Origin of the sequence: Granulicella sp. L56 (assembly GCF_009765835.1) — a bacterium.
Classification (GTDB): Bacteria; Acidobacteriota; Terriglobia; order Terriglobales; family Acidobacteriaceae; genus Edaphobacter.
In genome coordinates, this window is the sequence record NZ_LMUS01000001.1 from 1,074,647 (window position 1) to 1,090,144 (window position 15,498).

The window sequence follows — 15,498 nt, forward strand, 5'->3', positions numbered from 1 at the left end:
CCCCTCGGCATCGACTTCAATCATGCTGAAAACGAACAAGGCAACCACAGTTGGCCACAGTCTACACGCATCGACCGGTTCTCGCTGTAAGTCTAATCCTGCGAAACCCTGTGCACGCCGCATCCGAGGTAACCGTACCTTACAACAGAAGTTGTACCGTACTAACTCATTGAAAAATTTTCGCCCAGATAGATGCGCCTCACCTCCGGGTCGCTCCCCAACTCACCCGGCGTTCCCGTGCGAAAGATCCTGCCCTCATTGATAATGTAGGCACGGTCCGTCACCGACAACGTCTCCCTCACGTTGTGGTCTGTAATCAGCACGCCAATCCCGCTCTTCTTCAACCCGAAGATAATCTCCTGCAAGTCCAGCACGGCAATCGGGTCGATTCCCGAGAACGGCTCGTCCAGCAGAATAAACGCCGGCTCAATCGCGAGACATCGTGCGATCTCCACCCGCCTGCGCTCGCCACCGCTCAGCGCATAGCCTCGTGTCTTGCGAACGTTCCCCAGGTTCAACTGCTCGATCAACTTCTCGGTGCGCATCCGACGGCTCTCCCAACTCAACTGCTGCGCCTCGAGCACCGCCAGAATATTGTCCTGCACCGTCAGCTTGCGAAAGATCGAGGGCTCCTGCGGCAGATAACTGATGCCGTGGTTCCTCGCCCGCAGATACATCGGCAAACGGCTGATGTCCTCGCCGTTCATCAACACTCGTCCCGCATCAGGACGCACCAGCCCGACAATCATGTAGAAGCTGGTCGTCTTGCCTGCGCCGTTCGGCCCCAGCAGACCCACCACCTCGCCCTGCTCGATCTGTAGGCTCACGCCACGCACTACCTGGCGTCCGCCATACGACTTGCCGATCTCCTCCGTCGATAACGTCTTCATCGATCCTTTTTCACCCGCGTCTCTGTACGCACCCTCTGTTTGCCTTCCACTCCGCCGGAAACTCCATTAGAAACCATGACGCTCTCATCTCCCGTATGGAATCGCAGCGATGTCCCTGTCACGGTCCCCTGGATGTCGTCAACAAGCTGTGGCAGAACCGCGGCCGTGCCTGTCATCACAAACATTCCATCGCTCGCCGTATAGACTGCGCGCTCACCCGTCGCTCGCCGTCCCGGCTGATCGATCTGGATATGCCCGGTCGCCACAATCCGTTCCACCCCGCCGCCCATAAACCCACTCGGCGCCGACGCCAGCGCATGAGCAGAGGCTGTCTTCTTCACATTCGCATCGCCTGCGCCCGTCTTCTGGGCCGCCTGCAGGTAGACCACCGCATCCTGCCCGCGCATACGTCCGTCCGCGCTCTCGACCTGTACGCCACCGTTGAACTCAGCCTGCCGGTTTGCGTCGGAATAATTCAGCTCGCGGCTGGCCACCCGTACGACCTCAGTCTTCGCTGCACCCGGCTTCGCACCAGCCTTTGCATTCCCTGCACTGACCAGCACAGTATGCACAGCCATCGCATCGCCCTGCACGGCTCCATGCGCTACCAATTCCTTTTTCTTCTGATCAAACTGAATCACCGGAGCCTCCACCTGCGAAGCTCCCTGCCAAAGCCGCGCTGGCTTGCCCGCGCCGCCATAGAACATCGCCAGTCCCGCATCATGCTTGAACACACCCCGCACTGCCAGCACATGCACCGGCTCGCTCTCCTTGCCCGAAAGCTGATAGCTCGCCTTCACCGTCCCGTCAGCCTCAGCGTCACCTGTCTGCTGCTGCAGAGCAACGCGATCCGCCCACAAAATGCTTCCTGCATCCGCCATCTGCACATTACCCGTGAGCGTCAGCTTCTGCGTCCCGCCGTCATAGACGGCCCGTGCTGCCGTAGCCTTCTCTTCCTGCGGCGCGCTCGCATCCCCGGGCTTCTTCACCGGTGTCTGCGTCATCGTCACATTGCCCTCTTGCACCGCGGACGAGATCTCATCCGTCGCACCTCCGGCATGGCCAACCGCCGGCTTGAAGTGCACCTCAAGCCCATCGCCCGAACTGGTATTCACCACGCCCTCGGCATTTACTTGCCGCAGAGAGGTATGCCCCGCTCCATTCACCACCGAGATCCGCTGCACTCCATCCACAGGCACGAAATGCGCCGTCAAGACATCCCCGGCCAGATCGCTGCTCGTCGTCGTCGCGTGTCCCGACTTAGCCGATGGGCTCACAACCTTCAAACGAGCATCTCCGCTCGCCTTCGCATCCTGCAACTGCGCCTTCCCTGCCTTATCCGAGACCAGCGCAAGCTCTACCACTCCCCCCCCAAGATCGCGCTCGCTCCACAGCGCATTGGCTGCGTCAGCAGCCCGAACTCGCTCGTGCAGCTTCACCGCGCCCGTCAGCACCATGTGCTGCAACCGCCCCGCCTTGTCGAACGAAGCCCTTCCCTCAGTGGCCTCTCCCTGCGCCTGTCGCAACGACTCATCCGCGACATAGTGCAGCCCGCCTGACAGCACCGCCGACTGCGGCTTGCTCTGCGCGTCCAGCAACACATTGCCTCGCGGAGCCACCACTCTGCCTCCATCACCATCGGTCAGCGTCACCGCGCCCTCAGCGTCCATCCGCTCGGCCGAGCCATCCTCACGGAGATGCACGACCATCCGCTGCGCCTCCACTGTCTGCCCTACACCCGCCTTCGCGCCACCGACCAGCACATACTTCGCCTGCGTCAGCACCAGGAGCTTGGCAGGCCTGTCCAGCTCTGCACGCGTCGCCGTCAGCGTCGCCGGTTGCCCCTGTTGCAGACCCACCACTCTCACCGACGAATGCAAGACCATCACGCCCGTATCCGAGTCGTAGTCCGCACCAACGGCATTGCCGGTGATTCCTCCCGACTCAAACTCAATCTCTTTGTCGGTCGCTGCTATCCCCAGCTTCTGCATAAAGACCAGCCCGCTGGTCTTGACATGGATGATCCGCGCATACTTCCCCGGTTGCCCCCCCACTGGCTCCGTCCCGGTCGATTCCCCCCCAGCTGCATACGCACGCTTGTCCTTGGCGCTCGCCGGGGCCGGGGCCTGCAGATCAATACGCACCTCACCGACTGCCCGAATTACCTGATTCTTCAGGTCATACTCGAACTCGCTGCCGTAGATGCGGTCGGCCCGGTTCGAGTCGTGCCCATACACCACGATGCCGACGTCGTGCAGCGTGTATTTTCCATCCTTGTGTTGGATCGCCTTCGCTGCATGGATCGTATACAAGGTCTTTCCATTCGGCCCACCCGACTGCGAATAGGTGAACCCATTCGTCTCCCGCGTTATGTCGATCCCGAGCTTTGCCGGCAGTTCGGTCAGAAACCGGTGCGCCCGATAGTGCGCATACCCCAGAAATGCAGCGATCACCGCCACCAACAGGGCCGCGCCCACCAGCAACCAAACTCTAAGCCTCTCGACAGACATCGAAATACGCATCAAACCGCCCAACCTATCTTCTCATTCCGGGAAGCCACTCCAGCTTCTAATCCCTGTAAACTCTATCTATGGCCGATCAGCTCTACCTAAGCCTCTGGTTCCCCAACTTCCGCTTCGAGGCGCTGCCCGCCGCGCTGGTCTCGGTCCTGCGCCAGTTCGCGCTCATCAGCGGAAGCGGAGGCCCGGAAGGCAAGCGCGTCACCGCCGCCTCCGTCTATCCCATCAGCTTCACCGAAGCTCCGACCTACCAGCGCATCTACGTCAACGACGACCGCGCCCAGGACTCCGAGGCCTCCATCATCGAGAACGCCGTGGCCGAGGCCACCGAGCAGCTTCACGACGACATGGCCTACGAGTTCGAGATGAAGTGGAAGCTCTGGATGCCGGAATCGGGAGCCCCCGGTGATCCCGCCGCCGAACTCGACACTCTTTGGAAGCTCCAGCCCTCCACCGTTCGCATCCTCGGCTTCGGCCCCGGCTTCGATGACGCCAGCTACGATCAGAACGGCCACATCCGCATCGATTTCGGCCTCGATACCCCCTGGGTCATGGACGACACGCTTGAAGACACCGAGCTCGACGAACTGGCCCAGAAGCGCATCCAGCAAAATGTAGAGATGCTGCTGGCCTTCACTCTCTCGGTAGAAAAGCACTGCGGCATCAGCAGCCGTCTGCTCTGGACGGAGTCCGGCGAGCCGCTGGCCGAAAAGCTGATTGCCCGGCTCCAGCGCCTCAATTAGCGGCAGAATCCGGCATCTACGAGCTTGTCAACCGCACTGCCTTGTGTAACCCTGTCTTCACAGGGACAACTCTACTGACACCACGGCGTGTTCGCTCCACCCTACGAGTTGTCTTTCTCCAGGCTCCCTGCCGAGCCATCTCCAAATCCTGAAGTTTGAAGTTCAACGACCATTCCATGCCCGGGATCGATCCCCCGCATCTTTGGTCGCACTTAACCATCTCTCAGCCCCATAAAGAGGATCCCATGGACTATATCAAGCCCTCGGAAGTCGCCGAATCCTTCCTCGCCACCGCCGCCACCAAATCCCGGCTGCCTATCCCACAACTGCTGCTGCGTGGCATTCTCTCCGGAGCGCTGCTCGGCTTCGCCACCACGGTCGCCTTCACGGCCACCTCACAGGGGCTTGCGCCTCTAGTCGGGGCCATCCTCTTTCCCGTCAGCTTCGCCATGATCGTCGTCCTTGGGCTGGAGCTGGTCACGGGCAGTTTTTCGATGATCCCGCTCACGCTGCTCACTGGACGCTCCAGCGCCCTTCGTGTCGGCTCGAACCTGCTCTGGGTCTTCATCGGTAACCTCATCGGCGGTCTACTCTATGCGTGGATGTATGCCGCGGTCCAGACCCAGTTTCATCATGTCCCTGCCACCGGTGCAGCCTCGCTGATCGTCGCCGCAGCCCAGGCTAAAACCCTCGGTTATGAAAAACTTGGGACCTCCGGCATCGCGCTCGCCTTCCTCAAAGCCATTCTGTGCAACTGGATGGTCTGCATGGGCGTCGTCATGGGTCTTACCTCACGCTCGACGCTGGGCAAGATTATCGCCTGCTGGCTGCCGGTCTTTACCTTCTTCGCCCTCGGCTACGAGCACTCCGTCGTCAACATGTTTCTCATTCCGGCAGGCATCTGGATGGGCGCCCATGTCAGCTATCGCGAGTGGTGGCTCTGGAACCAGATTCCCGTCACGTTGGGCAACCTGGTCGGCGGACTACTCTTCGTCGGTCTACCGATGTTCTGGATGTCCCCATCGCAAACTCCAGAAGTAATTCCAGAACCCATCGCTGAGGTCGAGCTTCAGGAAGCCTAGCCCTGCCAAAGAACAAAGCTCCCCTCCTTTACGATGTGCCGTAAAGGAGGGGAGCTCGCCCTATCTATTTTTATACCGAAGCCCGATTCAGCTCAGGGTTCAACTAAAAGTGATACGCGATACCGATTGAGGGCGACGAGCTAAGTTGGTACCGGTTGGTCTTGAAGATATCGCCCGGAAGGCCGAAATCCGGGGTCTTGCCCACAAAACCACGATATTCAGCACGGATATCGAAGCTGGGACTGATCTCATAGGCCACGCCGGCTCCAAAGATACCGCCGATTTCGGTATTCGACTTCGCGTCGATCTGGTAGGTCCCATTGTCCAGCAGCGGGTGATAGACCATCACGCCCGGGCCAGCTTCCGCGAAAGGATTGAATTTCCCGAAGTTCAGGCTATAGACATAGGCTGCGCTGTACTCCGACTGCAGAGTATGGATGCCTCCGTTCGCCTTGCCCGAAACGATGAACTTGTTCGTGTTCTGCGCATACCCGTAGTTAATCTCGAGCGCGCTGCGCGGCGTAAGCATATAGCGGTAGCTGGCCAGCAAGCCCAGGGTCGTGGTCGTATCCTTCTGTATGGCATTTCCGTGCACTTCGGGGGCAAATATTCCTGAAGCGCTTATGCTCACGTCCTGCCGGCTCTCCTGCGCGTAACCGGCAACTGCTGTAAGCATCAGTGCGCCCAGCAACAATATCGTCTTCTTCATTCTTCGCTAGATCCCTTCGAATTCGTCCATGACCTTCTACGCTGTCCCACAGGCAACGCGTTTGGAAAACAGTCACGGAGCGCCGTAGTCATTGTCCTTCATTGTAACCGCACACGGGCCCACAGAACGGCCACGGACGAAAGAAGGCCGGAGGACAATGCATCCCCCGGCCTCGTTGTTCCCATTTTCCCTGCTGTTATTGCGGTGGTGGCGGAGGAGGAGGTGCGCCTCCCTCGTCGCCGCCCTGACGGTTCTGCCGGTGCTCCTGCATCTTTGCCAGCATGGCGTCATATTTCGGCTTCTGCTCGTCGGTCAGCACATTGCGGATCTTGTCCTGCGATGCCTGACGAATCGCACCCATCTTGCTGCGCTTGTCTTCCCTCGATGTGCTGGTGTCGTCGTGCAGCGCCTTCATCTGGCTCATCTGATCGGCATCGATGGCCTTCACCTGCGTCACCTGGTCGGGAGTCAGGTCCAGGCGCTTGGTCAGCATCTCGACCTGATTTCCGCCCCTTCTGCCATGGCCGCCCTGCGGTGGCCCCGCGTTGTCCTGCTGCTGTGGAGGAGGTGCGGTATTATCCTGCGCCATTAGCATCGGCGCCGTGCTCAGGGTAGCGGTACAGAGCGCCAACACAGCCGCTCGCATCATCGGTTTATGAAACAGGTTCATCTTCATCGGATACCTCTCTCGTGTCCATCCACCGGAGAGGTCTTCTCCGGCGCATAAGTCTATCGGGTACAGACGCTGTTTCCGGATAAAGGTTTCCCAAAGCCTGAAATTTCACGACAAATCTACATCCCTCGCTCCGGCTGAAAGCAATAGGGATCGCCATGCGCTGCCGCATAGGCCTCTACCACCTTCAAAAAAGCGAGTGCTACATGGGACAAGCTTGCCTGTTTCCGATAGACCAGCCGCAACTTACGCTCGATCTGCAATTCGGGAATCTGCACGCGCACCAAAGCCCCGCTCTGCAACTCTGTCCGCACCGTCAACCCGGGCACCAATGCCACGCCATTGCCCATCTCTACGAAGCGCTTGATCGCCTCCAGCGAGGGCAGCTCTACTCCCATGTGCAGCGTGGTCTTATGCCGCTTGAACGCCTGAATCACCTTCAGGCGTTGCGGCGACGAGATATTGTGCGCGATAAAGTTCTGCGCTCCAAGCTGGCGGATCGAAACCGTCCCCGCCTGTGCCAGAGGATGCCGAGGATTCACGACAAACACCAGCTCATCGCGATAGACCACCATCGACTTCACCTGTGCGTCATCCGGCCGGAAGGACAGCACGCCAATCTCTACCGAATGCATCAGCACCTCGTCCGAGATGCGGCTGGCCAACGACCGCTGCACGGCGAGCTTGATCCGCGGATTCTGTCGCCGGAATTCATCCAGCAGCGGCAAGAGATAAAGGCAGGTGTACTCGTTCGCCGCCAGGTTCAACCGCCCTCGGTGCAGCGACCGCAGCTCGGTCAAAGCTACCCCTGCTTCATTCCTTAGATTCAACAACTTAGCCGCATACTCTCGCAGGACTTCCCCGGCATCGGTCAGCGTTCCATCCCGCGACGACCGCTCAAAAAGGATCTCTCCCAGCTCGCCTTCGAGCTTCGCAATCGCCTGGCTCACCGCTGGCTGGGTGCGATGAAGCCTTGTCGCGGCACGGGAGAAGCTCCGCTCCTCTGCCACTGCCAGAAATGTCTCCATCTGGACCAGATCCATACCGTTACCCCGCGAGAAATAGAATTACCCAGCTTGAATACATCAATTAGAATTACTGATACACGTGGAAGTCATCATAAGCCTGCATTATGATGACGTCTAGATCGGGAGTGCCAACTTTATATGGTTGACCCAAACAAAATCGTCTTCTTCGACACCACCCTCCGCGACGGCGAACAGTCCCCTGGCTGCACCATGCACCATGAGGAAAAGCTGCGCATGGCGCATCAACTGGTGAACCTCGGCGTCGACATCCTCGAAGCCGGATTCGCCATCGCCTCCGACGGCGACTTCAACGCGGTTCAGGCCATCGCCCGCGAAGTCAAGGGAACGCGCATCGCATCGCTCGCCCGTTGTAAGCGCGAGGACATCAAGGCGGCAGGCCGAGCCATCGCACCGGCGCCGAGCAACCGCATCCACCTCTTCCTGGCTTCATCCGATCTTCATCTCGAATACAAGCTCCGCATCACCCGCGAGCAGGCCCTCGATCAGGCTGGCGAAGCTGTTCGGCAGGCGCTTGCCTTTACCGACGACGTCGAGTTCTCGACCGAAGACGGCACCCGCACCGATCACGAGTTTCTGATCAAGATGATCACGGTCGCCGTCCAGGCCGGTGCGACCACCATCAATATCCCCGACACCGTCGGCTACACCACGCCGGAGGAGTACGCCAACATCTTCCGCATGGTCAAGGCACGCGTTCCCGGCATCGAGAAGGTTATCCTCTCGACCCATTGCCATGACGACCTCGGCATGGCTGTGGCAAATACACTCGCCGGAGTTGAAGGCGGAGCGCGTCAGGTGGAGTGCACAATTAATGGCATCGGCGAGCGCGCAGGCAATGCTGCTCTCGAAGAGATCGCCGCCGCGCTGATGGTGCGCCACGACCGCTTCCCTTACACCAATAACATCAAGATGGAGCAGCTCTATCCCACCAGCCAGATGCTGGCTCAGTGCATCAGCTTCGGAGCTTCGCCCAATAAGGCCATCGTCGGAGCCAACGCCTTCGCGCACGAGTCCGGCATCCACCAGCACGGCATGATGGCCAATCCGCTGACCTACGAGATCATGACGCCCGCATCGGTCGGTGTCGCCAATACCAACCTCGTCCTCGGCAAACACAGCGGACGGCGTGCCCTTGTAGAACGCTTTGAAAAGCTGGGTCACCCGCTCACCCGCGAACAGCTCGACGAGGTCTATCACCGCTTCACCGAACTCGCCGACCGCAAGAAATCTATCTACGATCAGGACCTCCTCGGCCTCCTGCAACCAGACAAATCCGCGGCCGTCATCCACTAGCCGCACAGCAAAAAAGGAACATCATTCATGCGTCTCAAGATTGCAGTGCTGCCCGGCGACGGCATCGGCCCCGAAGTCACCCGTGAAGCTACCAATATTCTGCGTGCTGTCGCGGAGCTTGGCGGCCACGACTTTACCTTCGTCGAAGGCCTGATCGGCGGAACCGCCATCACCGAGACCGGCTCGCCGCTTCCTACCGCCACGCTCGACGCTGCGCTTGACTCCGATGCCGTCCTGCTCGGTGCTGTAGGCGATAACAAATTTAATGCGCTCACTCCAGACAAGCGCCCCGAGGCTGGCCTCCTGCAGATTCGTCAGGCTCTCGGCGGCTTTGCCAATCTGCGCCCCTCTATCGCTTATAAAGCCCTTAGCGCCAGCTCTCCGCTGCGCCCCGAGGTCACAGAGAACGTTGACATCCTCTTCGTCCGCGAGTTGCTCGGCGGCCTCTACTTCGGCGCGCCTCGCGAGTGGAATAAAGAGACCAACGAAGCCATCAACACAATGCGCTACACCCGCGACGAGGTCGTCCGCGTGGCCCGCGTCGCCTTCGAACTTGCGGGCAAACGCCGCAAGAAGGTCACCTCGGTCGACAAAGCCAACGTCCTCGAGGTCTCGCAACTCTGGCGCGCCACCGTCACCGAAGTTGCGAAGGAATATCCCGACGTCACCCTCGAGCATCAGCTCGTCGACTCGATGGCGATGCACATCATGAACATCCCGCGTAACTTCGACGTGGTCCTCACCGAGAACCTCTTCGGCGACATTCTCTCGGACGAGGCCGGAGTCATCACAGGCTCGCTCGGCATGCTGCCCTCGGCCACCATCGGCGGCGCAGTCAATCTCTTCGAGCCCGTCCACGGCAGCGCTCCCGATATCGCCGGAACCGGCAAGGCAAATCCGCTCGGCGCAATCCTGACTGCGGCGATGATCCTTCGCCACTCCGCAAATCTTGAGCAGGATGCCCGCGCGGTCGAACAGGCCGTCCTTAAAGTGCTCGACGAGGGCTACCGCACGGCAGATATCGCCCGCGGCCAAAGCTCCAGCCAGCAGACCGTTACCACGCAGGAGATGGGCAAGCGAGTCCACCAGGCGCTGACCGAATCGATCGACCGCCGCCAGTCCATGCACGCCGTCTAACACGAGAGTTCTTTGCAATTCCTTTTGCTTCTGGGTACGCCAAGGCTTCAGCCTTGGCCTTCTAAACCAGCATGATTAGGGGGCTTTAGCCCCGGGGTATGCAGTCATCCAATGCGCCGCCATCTCCAACTCGCCGCCATTCTCCTCCTCATCACAGGAACGGCGGCGACGCGTGCGGACCTCTTCAAACACAAGGAGTCGAAGCCCAAGGCAAACGTCGAATGGATGTGGCAATACAGCCCGCCACCCGCCGATGGCCGCGAAAACGCTCTCGTCCTCGATCCTCACTTCCAGCCGTTTCTGGCGCAATACCTCACTACGCCTCAGACCTTCTGGAGCCAGACCGGGCCAAAGCCAAAGTCGCTCGCAGAGACCGCGCTGGACTATCTCTCGGTACCCGGCAAGGTCCTCGCCGATCAGAACCGCTATCTCACCGTCACTGGCTGCGTCTTTCGTTTCTGTCCTGACCGTGGCCTGCTCTTTGTCGATCTCGGTCTCCCGCAGCCGCTCGTCGTCTTCGCCGCAATCAACTGGATCCAGCAGAATAAGACTCCCGACCAGCCCGGTGCCGAGTACACCTTATGGATCTTCAGCAATAAGACCATCGATGCCGACCACATTCCGGCGGCATTGACGCACAGCATCGCCCGCTGGACCGCCGAGCCACCACTCGGCACCACGATTCACCAGATCATCACCAACGCAATTCTTGTTGATCCCGACGGCAAGCCGCACCAGATCAAGCCCGCAGCCATCGGAGCCAACACCATCACCGAGCAACCTGAAATCAAGGCAAAATCATGACCGCGACACCCAAAACGTTATTCGAAAAAGTCTGGCAACAGCATCTTGTCGTCGAGCCCGAGGGCGAACCCACCATCCTCTATATCGACCTGCACCTCGTCCACGAGGTCACGTCGCCGCAGGCCTTCGACGGGCTGCGCATGGCTGGCCGCAAGCTGCGCCGCGCTGACCGCACCATCGCCACGGTAGACCACAACGTTCCCACCACCAGCGCCTACGACCGCCTCCATATCGTCGACCAGATCTCGGCCACGCAGGTCAACGCGCTGCGCAAAAACTGCGCCGAGTTCGGTATCGAGTTCTTCGACGTGCAGGACGCCTCGCAGGGCATCGTCCACATGATCGGGCCCGAGCTGGGAGCGACCAAGCCCGGCATGACCATCGTCTGCGGCGACTCACACACCTCGACGCACGGAGCCTTCGGCGCGCTGGCCTTCGGCATCGGCACCAGCGAGGTCGAGCACGTCATGGCCACGCAGACGCTGCCGCAGTCCAAGCCCAGGACCTTCCGCATCACCATCGATGGCGAGCTTCCCTTCGGCGTCACGGCAAAGGACATCATCCTCGACATTATTGGCAAGATCGGCACCGACGGGGCCACCGGCTACGCCGTCGAGTACGCCGGTTCGGCCATTCGCGCGCTCTCGATGGAAGGCCGCATGACCATCTGCAACATGAGCATCGAGGCCGGTGCCCGCGCAGGCATGATCGCTCCCGATGAAACCACCTTCGCTTACCTCAAGGGCCGTCGCTTCTCGCCCACTGGCACTGCGTGGGATGAAGCTGTCGCGCACTGGCGCACGCTGCCCACCGACGAAGGCGCAACGTTCGACCGCGAGATGCATATCGACGCGGCCACGCTGGCTCCGGCAGTCACCTGGGGCACGTCGCCCGGCATGACCACCACCATCGATGCCAGCGTTCCTACGCTTGACGAAGCCCCGACCGAAGCCGACCGCAAGTCCTTCGAGCGTGCCTACGAGTACATGGCGCTCAAGCCCGGCACGCCGATGGAAGAGATCGCCATCGACACCGTCTTCCTCGGCTCCTGCACCAACGGCCGCATCGAAGACCTTCGCGCCGCAGCCGCTGTCGTCAAAGGCCACCACATCGCGACTCGCGTCCGCGCGATGGTCGTCCCCGGCTCGCAGGCGGTCAAGCGCCAGGCCGAAGAGGAAGGCCTCGATGCGATCTTCAAGACCGCAGGCTTCGAGTGGCGCGAGCCCGGCTGCAGCATGTGCCTCGGCATGAACCCCGATATTCTGCAACCCGGCGAACGTTGCGCCTCGACCAGCAACCGCAACTTCGAAGGCCGACAGGGCCGCGGAGGACGCACTCACCTCGTCAGTCCCGAGATGGCCGCCGCAGCCGCCATCACCGGCCACTTCACCGACATTCGCAAGTGGAAGGGAGGCTCTCGCTGAGCGAGAGTAGATTTCATGGTTGATCGTCAGGCACGTGATGAAGCTCGCGCTGCACTCCAACGGTTTCTTAACTGCGAGATTACAAATGACGACTATGAATCTGAGTATCCCTTACCTGAATTATTTGGGAGGAAAGGGAGCAAAGATATAACTATTAAAGCAATCCATGGAATGTCTTGGAACTGGTTTGATGATTTCAATGCTCACAAGCTCGAAGGCGAATACGAACTTGATTCAGAAACACGGGAAATTGCCAATCGTTGTTGCCAGTTTCTTGCTGAAAACTATGAGTACGAATGGCATGAATCAAATTTTATGAGCACTGGTTTTACTCGCTCTCTTCTCATCACTCTGGGACTTATACCAAGAGTTCCGTCGGTGGAAGAGAGAATTGCTAATTATCTTGACCAACCGGAAGGCGATGCTTCAGTTTGGCCATTTTTTCGTCGCAGTGATCTTGAAGTGCAGAAGCAAAATACTTCGGACAGGAACTAACAATGGAACCCATCAACGTCCTCACCTCGAAAGCCGTCCCGCTGCCGCTGCCCAACATCGACACGGACCAGATCATCCCCAAGCAGTTCCTCAAGCGCATCGAGCGCACCGGCTACGGCGAGTTCCTCTTCTTCGACTGGCGCTACGACTCCGAAACGCCTGACGTCGTCAAAGAACGGCCAGACTTCGTTCTCAACAAGCCCGAACATAAGAACGCGCAGATCCTCATCGTCGAAAAGAACTTCGGCTGCGGCAGCTCACGCGAGCACGCGGCATGGGCGCTCAACCAGTACGGCTTCCTCGCCGTCATCGCGCCGACGTTTGCCGATATCTTCTTCTCGAACGCGGGCAAGAACGGCATCATCCTCGTTCGCCTCAGCGAAGAGGATGTACAGACGCTGCTCGAACGCTGCACCAAAGACCCCGAACACAAGCTGACCATCAATCTCGAAGCCCAGGCGGTCACTGACGACAAGGGCTTCAACGCGCACTTCGACATCGACCCTTTCCGCAAATACTGCCTGCTGAATGGGCTCGACGACATCGGTCTCACCCTGCGCCACGAATCCGAACTGGACGCCTTCGAATCCAAACACAATAAAGATTTCTGGTCTGCACCCAAAGCCGCAAAAGCTTCTTAATAGTCATCATCACGCTGACTCGCCGGTTCGCTGGCTAGCCGATTTGCTAACTCGATCCACCCTGAAAGGCTGACATCTTGAGCAACGAACTCGATCCCGCAAAGAAAAATTCCATCGCCCTCACCGAAGGCCCGTCCCGCGCCGCTGCGCGCTCCTACTTTCGCAGCGTCGGCTTCAGCAAGGAAGACCTGCACAAGCCCATCATCGGCATCGCCAACACGTGGACCGAGGTCGGCCCCTGCAACTTCCACCTGCGCAAGATCGCCGAGGCCGTCAAGCAGGGCATCCGCGAAGCCGGTGGAACGCCGATGGAGTTCAACACCATCACCGTTCACGACGGCATCACCATGGGCACGCAGGGCATGAAGGCTTCGCTGATCTCCCGCGAGGTCATCGCCGACTCGATCGAACTCGTCACCCGCGCCAACTCTTTCGACGGCATCGTCTGCATCGCCGGATGCGACAAGAACATGCCCGCCGCCATCATGGCGCTGGCGCGTCTCGACATCCCCGGCCTTATGCTCTACGGCGGCAGCATCGCTCCCGGCCATCTGCAGCAGCCCGACGGCACCAGCAAGGACATCACCATCCTCAACGTCTTTGAAGGCATGGGTTCGCATGCAGCGGGCAAGATCAACGACGCCGAGCTTGAGGCCCTCGAAGCTGCGGCCTGTCCCGGCCCCGGAGCCTGCGGCGGCCAGTTCACCGCCAACACCATGGCGATGGCTGGCGAGTTCCTCGGCATCTCGCCCATCGAGATCACCGGCGTTCCCGCCATGTCGCCCGAGAAGCACGAGGCCTCGCGTCAGGCTGGCCGCCTTGTGATGGACCTTGCACGCAAGGGCCTCACACCGCGCAAGATCATGAGCCGCGAGTCCATCGAGAACGCTATCGCCGCAGTCTGCGCGTCGGGCGGATCGACCAACGCGGTGCTGCACCTGATCGCCATCGCGCACGAGCTGAACATCCCCCTCTCGATGGAGGACTTCGACAAGATCAGCGAGCACACGCCGTTCATCTGCGACCTCTCACCGGGCGGCAAGTACACCGCCAAGGACTATCAGGAGGCGGGCGGATCGCGCCTGCTGGCCCAGCGGTTGATGGAGCGCGGACAGTTGCACGACACCATCACCGTCACCGGCAAGACCCTGCACGAAGAGGCCAGGGCTGCGCACGAGACACCGGGCCAGGTCATCATTCGTACATGGGACAAGCCGCTGAAGCCGACCGGAGGTCTGGTCATCCTCAAGGGCAATCTCGCTCCCGAAGGCTGCGTCATCAAGGTGGCTGGACATGAGCGGCTCTTCCATCAGGGCGTTGCGCGCGTCTTCGACTCCGAGGATCTCGCATCTGCCGCGGTTGAGTCGGGCAAGATCAATCCTTCAGACGTTCTCGTCATTCGTTATGAAGGGCCACGCGGTGGTCCGGGAATGCGCGAGATGCTCGCGGTTACGGCTGCGGTCAAAGGCATTCCTGAGCTTTCGGAGACGGTCGCGCTCCTCACTGACGGACGCTTCAGCGGTGCTACGCGCGGCTTGATGGCTGGTCACGTTGCGCCTGAAGCTCAGCTTGGCGGACCGATTGCCGCTGTTCATGAAGGCGACACGATCACCTTCGATATTCCAAACCGCGAGCTGCGGCTTGAAGTTCCTGCTGAGGAGATTGCAGCGCGACTCAAAGCTGTCAAAGCTCCGGTGCCGCACTTCAACAGCGGAGTCTTCGCCAAATATGCCAACACCGTAAGCAGCGCATCGAAGGGCGCTGTCACGACGTAAAAGCTATGCAAACCGATCAAGTCAAATTCGGCAGCCGAACAACTACTCATCTGGTGAGAGTCTTTCAGGTATTGTTCTTCCCATTTGCTTTTGTCTTTTTCGGTAGTCCGCGATCCATTCCCTTTTGGATTTTTGTCCCTTTTCTAATTGGGTTCGAAATCTATCTCTCATGCATTGTCTTTGCGACTCTTAATGAAAACGGACTTGTCTATCGAAGGTGGAATAAGCCAATTCAGGTCGATTGGGAATCATTCCAAACACCCA

The 15,498-nt window shown here is 59.7% G+C and carries 14 protein-coding genes; 9 read left to right on the forward strand and 5 right to left on the reverse strand.

From position 1 onward, the window contains the following. Nucleotides 1–161: 161 nt before the first annotated feature. Nucleotides 162–890: an LPS export ABC transporter ATP-binding protein gene (gene lptB / locus GSQ81_RS04390; protein WP_158909467.1), complete on the reverse strand. Its 729-nt coding sequence runs from the start codon at nucleotides 888–890 to the stop codon at nucleotides 162–164. Continuing rightward, a complete protein-coding gene (locus GSQ81_RS04395; protein ID WP_158909468.1) occupies nucleotides 887–3,412 on the reverse strand; it encodes an LptA/OstA family protein in 2,526 nt (841 codons plus the stop codon). Before GSQ81_RS04395 ends, lptB begins: the two co-directional genes overlap by 4 nt. 68 nt (nucleotides 3,413–3,480) lie before the next feature. On the opposite strand from GSQ81_RS04395, the gene GSQ81_RS04400 reads away from it, so the two are divergent. Continuing rightward, nucleotides 3,481–4,152 (forward strand): hypothetical protein, encoded by a 672-nt coding sequence (locus GSQ81_RS04400; protein ID WP_158909469.1) that lies wholly within the window; start codon nucleotides 3,481–3,483, stop codon nucleotides 4,150–4,152. A 245-nt stretch (nucleotides 4,153–4,397) separates the two neighbouring features. Next, a complete protein-coding gene (locus GSQ81_RS04405) occupies nucleotides 4,398–5,234 on the forward strand; it encodes a formate/nitrite transporter family protein (RefSeq protein WP_158909470.1) in 837 nt (278 codons plus the stop codon). A gap of 103 nt (nucleotides 5,235–5,337) precedes the next feature. Here the strand turns inward: GSQ81_RS04405 and GSQ81_RS04410 are convergent, their stop codons facing one another. The 3 genes from GSQ81_RS04410 to GSQ81_RS04420 all read right to left on the reverse strand — a co-directional run bounded on the left by GSQ81_RS04410 (nucleotide 5,338) and on the right by GSQ81_RS04420 (nucleotide 7,659). Continuing rightward, the gene (locus GSQ81_RS04410) at nucleotides 5,338–5,943 is read right to left on the reverse strand and encodes an outer membrane beta-barrel protein (protein ID WP_158909471.1); all 606 of its coding nucleotides are present in this window, start codon (nucleotides 5,941–5,943) and stop codon (nucleotides 5,338–5,340) included. Nucleotides 5,944–6,139: 196 nt separating this feature from the next. Beyond that, nucleotides 6,140–6,619 carry a Spy/CpxP family protein refolding chaperone gene (locus GSQ81_RS04415; protein WP_158909472.1) on the reverse strand — a complete coding sequence of 160 codons (480 nt, stop codon included), beginning with the start codon at nucleotides 6,617–6,619 and terminating at the stop codon, nucleotides 6,140–6,142. A gap of 116 nt (nucleotides 6,620–6,735) precedes the next feature. After that, a complete protein-coding gene (locus GSQ81_RS04420) occupies nucleotides 6,736–7,659 on the reverse strand; it encodes a LysR family transcriptional regulator (protein ID WP_158909473.1) in 924 nt (307 codons plus the stop codon). Nucleotides 7,660–7,782: 123 nt separating this feature from the next. On the opposite strand from GSQ81_RS04420, the gene GSQ81_RS04425 reads away from it, so the two are divergent. From GSQ81_RS04425 to ilvD, 7 genes are all read left to right on the forward strand, one after another. Next, entirely contained in the window at nucleotides 7,783–8,958 is a 1,176-nt protein-coding gene (locus GSQ81_RS04425; protein WP_158909474.1) for a 2-isopropylmalate synthase, read from the forward strand. Nucleotides 8,959–8,985: 27 nt separating this feature from the next. Continuing rightward, nucleotides 8,986–10,095 (forward strand): 3-isopropylmalate dehydrogenase, encoded by a 1,110-nt coding sequence (leuB, locus tag GSQ81_RS04430; protein ID WP_158909475.1) that lies wholly within the window; start codon nucleotides 8,986–8,988, stop codon nucleotides 10,093–10,095. Nucleotides 10,096–10,206: 111 nt separating this feature from the next. Then, nucleotides 10,207–10,899, forward strand: a complete 693-nt coding sequence (locus GSQ81_RS04435; RefSeq protein WP_158909476.1) for a hypothetical protein — start codon at nucleotides 10,207–10,209, stop codon at nucleotides 10,897–10,899. Continuing rightward, entirely contained in the window at nucleotides 10,896–12,323 is a 1,428-nt protein-coding gene (gene leuC / locus GSQ81_RS04440; RefSeq protein WP_158909477.1) for a 3-isopropylmalate dehydratase large subunit, read from the forward strand. The genes GSQ81_RS04435 and leuC overlap by 4 nt, the downstream gene beginning before the upstream one ends. A 15-nt stretch (nucleotides 12,324–12,338) precedes the next feature. Beyond that, the gene (locus tag GSQ81_RS04445; protein ID WP_158909478.1) at nucleotides 12,339–12,818 is read left to right on the forward strand and encodes a hypothetical protein; all 480 of its coding nucleotides are present in this window, start codon (nucleotides 12,339–12,341) and stop codon (nucleotides 12,816–12,818) included. A gap of 2 nt (nucleotides 12,819–12,820) precedes the next feature. Continuing rightward, nucleotides 12,821–13,459, forward strand: a complete 639-nt coding sequence (leuD, locus tag GSQ81_RS04450) for a 3-isopropylmalate dehydratase small subunit (RefSeq protein ID WP_158909479.1) — start codon at nucleotides 12,821–12,823, stop codon at nucleotides 13,457–13,459. Between the two features lie 77 nt (nucleotides 13,460–13,536). Further along, entirely contained in the window at nucleotides 13,537–15,234 is a 1,698-nt protein-coding gene (gene ilvD, locus GSQ81_RS04455; protein ID WP_158909480.1) for a dihydroxy-acid dehydratase, read from the forward strand. Nucleotides 15,235–15,498 lie beyond the last annotated feature (264 nt).

What these genes read in the sequence shown, in the direction of transcription:
- GSQ81_RS04425 (WP_158909474.1), top strand. Translation starts at nt 7,783, where the DNA reads ATGGTTGACCCAAACAAAATCGTCTTCTTCGACACCACCCTCCGCGAC.
- leuB (WP_158909475.1), top strand. Translation starts at nt 8,986, where the DNA reads ATGCGTCTCAAGATTGCAGTGCTGCCCGGCGACGGCATCGGCCCCGAA.
- GSQ81_RS04445 (WP_158909478.1), top strand. Translation starts at nt 12,339, where the DNA reads ATGGTTGATCGTCAGGCACGTGATGAAGCTCGCGCTGCACTCCAACGG.
- GSQ81_RS04415 (WP_158909472.1), bottom strand. Translation starts at nt 6,619, where the DNA reads ATGAAGATGAACCTGTTTCATAAACCGATGATGCGAGCGGCTGTGTTG.
- leuD (WP_158909479.1), top strand. Translation starts at nt 12,821, where the DNA reads ATGGAACCCATCAACGTCCTCACCTCGAAAGCCGTCCCGCTGCCGCTG.
- GSQ81_RS04405 (WP_158909470.1), top strand. Translation starts at nt 4,398, where the DNA reads ATGGACTATATCAAGCCCTCGGAAGTCGCCGAATCCTTCCTCGCCACC.
- GSQ81_RS04395 (WP_158909468.1), bottom strand. Translation starts at nt 3,412, where the DNA reads ATGCGTATTTCGATGTCTGTCGAGAGGCTTAGAGTTTGGTTGCTGGTG.
- GSQ81_RS04435 (WP_158909476.1), top strand. Translation starts at nt 10,207, where the DNA reads ATGCGCCGCCATCTCCAACTCGCCGCCATTCTCCTCCTCATCACAGGA.
- GSQ81_RS04420 (WP_158909473.1), bottom strand. Translation starts at nt 7,659, where the DNA reads ATGGATCTGGTCCAGATGGAGACATTTCTGGCAGTGGCAGAGGAGCGG.
- lptB (WP_158909467.1), bottom strand. Translation starts at nt 890, where the DNA reads ATGAAGACGTTATCGACGGAGGAGATCGGCAAGTCGTATGGCGGACGC.
- leuC (WP_158909477.1), top strand. Translation starts at nt 10,896, where the DNA reads ATGACCGCGACACCCAAAACGTTATTCGAAAAAGTCTGGCAACAGCAT.
- GSQ81_RS04410 (WP_158909471.1), bottom strand. Translation starts at nt 5,943, where the DNA reads ATGAAGAAGACGATATTGTTGCTGGGCGCACTGATGCTTACAGCAGTT.
- GSQ81_RS04400 (WP_158909469.1), top strand. Translation starts at nt 3,481, where the DNA reads ATGGCCGATCAGCTCTACCTAAGCCTCTGGTTCCCCAACTTCCGCTTC.